General features: G+C 62.4%; 1 protein-coding gene and 1 pseudogene. Both read right to left on the bottom strand.

All coding sequences use genetic code 11. The features are described 5' to 3' along the window. Positions 1-290: 290 nt before the first annotated feature. Positions 291-617 (bottom strand): annotated as a pseudogene (locus DN412_RS42655) (DUF4158 domain-containing protein); the annotation flags it as partial. Between the two features lie 463 nt (positions 618-1,080). Next, positions 1,081-1,401 (bottom strand): high-potential iron-sulfur protein, encoded by a 321-nt coding sequence (locus DN412_RS42645; RefSeq protein WP_115216967.1) that lies wholly within the window; start codon positions 1,399-1,401, stop codon positions 1,081-1,083. Between the last annotated feature and the right edge of the window lie 735 nt (positions 1,402-2,136).

Genomic DNA, 2,136 nt, shown 5'->3' with positions numbered 1-2,136 from the left:
CAACGAGTTGCATACCGTCGCCCGCAACAAGCTCAAAAGCGCTCAACACCGGCCTTCGATCATCGCCGCGTGCTGGGTTCAGGCAACGTTGTGGTGATGTCATGATTTACGGAAAGATCAATAAGTAATCCCCTGGTGTCGCCACGGCTTCAGTCCTACAAATTAGTATCTGTTTCGGTATTTCAGGTCGCTGACGTTGCGATGTTTGCTGCTTCAAGTTGTCGAGCCATGGCGGGCCAATCGTTTGGCGCATGGCAGATTCGAGTGTACGCACACCATTCGTGCGGTTAGGCTAGCATCTGGTGATTTGACAGTGTATCGGTGCGCCCATCATAGAGTGCGTTGAGTGTGCCCATATCCGGCGGCGTCACACCGACCTGAGCACCGACACGCGACCAGAGAAATCTGGGCACTTGCTTGCAGGCGTCAAGCATGCGTCCCGTCATGCGGATAAAGCCGATGTGTACGGCAACGGCCAAGCGATACAAGGCGCTGCGCCGAGCATCAATCAGTGTCCGTTCCTTCGGAGAGTAGGCGAAGAACGTGGCGAGTTCGAACTCGCTGAGTTCCCGTGGAATCTGCCGCATCCCGAGGTAGGCCAACCGCCAGTGATCCATCGCGCTTCTCCCACGCGTGAGACGGACTCCGGAGGGTAGCGGCAATCCCAGACCGAGGGACGGGCCCGGCTCGAAGCCCCGGGCAGGGCAGGGCGAAGCCGAAGCGGCGCTCGCGCGCCAGCTGCTGGCGGAATTGCGCGTGGCGCCGCGTGGGCGGCAGGGTGGTAGTGGACGGCGGCGCAAGACCGGTGGTACGGCGCCGACCGGGAAAGAAGCGCCAGGCGCGCGTGCTGTCCCTCTGAACGCTGAAGCCGGCGACGATGGCAACCCAAACGAGCGCGCGCGGAAGCGATTCGCCGGATTCGGGGACAGATGGCCGACTTAGGGCCGACCATGGAGGAACTGGAGCCGCTTCCCCTGCGCCGACACCAGTCTGCTACCGCAACGCCGGAGGATGAGCCAGGCCGGGCAGGGTGAGATAACGGACCGGCTACGGCGGGCGGAAAGCGTGCATGGCACGATATCAGCCCTGCTCCCAAGCGCTGCACCATCCCTTCGCCGCGACATCTTTGTCGCCGAACAGCGCACAACCGCCGCCGGCGCTGCGCTCGTCACCCTGGTAAAACTGGCAGTTGGCGCAGGTCTGGGATGGCTTGTGGCTGGGGTATTTCTGTGGGTCGACCTTGGAGGAATCGGCCTTGTAGCCGACCTTGAGCGCTTGCGGCTCCTGCTCGCCCAGCATGCCCGCGGCGCGGGCCGGCCGACTCCCAAGGACCACTGCGGCAACCATCCCGGAAGTCAGCGCGAGCGGAAGGTAGCCAAGGAACTGTCGTCTGCGCGGCATGGCGAGGGATTCTCCGTGGGGTGATGGACGGCATGTGCCTGCCGTATGGTATGGGACAGAGGTTACTGCGGATTGCGGGGAAGAGGCAATGTCGTCAATCCGCAGCGAATGGCCTGGCGCCCGCGGCAGCGCGCCAACTCTGCATGCGATGGAAGACCTATTCGGTAGTACCGGTCACTGAGGACTTCCTCTTCTTGAGTGGCTTACCTACAGCGTTCATGGTTCGCGCTTGAGCCTGCAGGACAGATTGCAGCGCCAGTGNGGCGACAGTACTCCGTGACTAGTTCCGTGCACTCCGACGTTATCCTGCTCGCCAGTGGCGCAGCGCGTTTTAATTGCGCCGCAGGGACTCACTCCGCATATACGCATCTCGTCCATAGAGCCGATTCTCCATTCCAATTCCGCCAGCTAGATTGACCTTATCGTTGCGCTTGCGAAAGCCATCGGATTTCAAGTGCTTAAGCAAAGGAAGGGGGGTCCACCATGAAACGCATCCACATTAACCTGGCGGCTTTGCCGCTTGCATGCCTGGTCATCACGGTCGGCGGCTGCGGAGGAGGAGGGGGCGATTCGGCGCCTGCCAATGCTGCCGCAACTGCCACAGCCCCAGGGACGGGAACGGGGTCCGGGACCGGGACCGGGACGTCAACACCGACCTCACCCACGGCGCCAACGCAGACCGCAGCCAGCAGCGCCTTGCTGTCGGGTACTACCGATCCGGGGCCCGAGGTCGGT

The organism is Cupriavidus lacunae (genome assembly GCF_003353055.1).
Taxonomy (GTDB): domain Bacteria; phylum Pseudomonadota; class Gammaproteobacteria; order Burkholderiales; family Burkholderiaceae; genus Cupriavidus; species Cupriavidus lacunae.
This window is presented reverse-complemented; position numbering and strand designations above follow the sequence as displayed.

Coding starts and splice junctions, on each gene's coding strand:
- DN412_RS42645 (WP_115216967.1), bottom strand. CDS start 1,401: ATGCCGCGCAGACGACAGTTCCTTGGCTACCTTCCGCTCGCGCTGACT.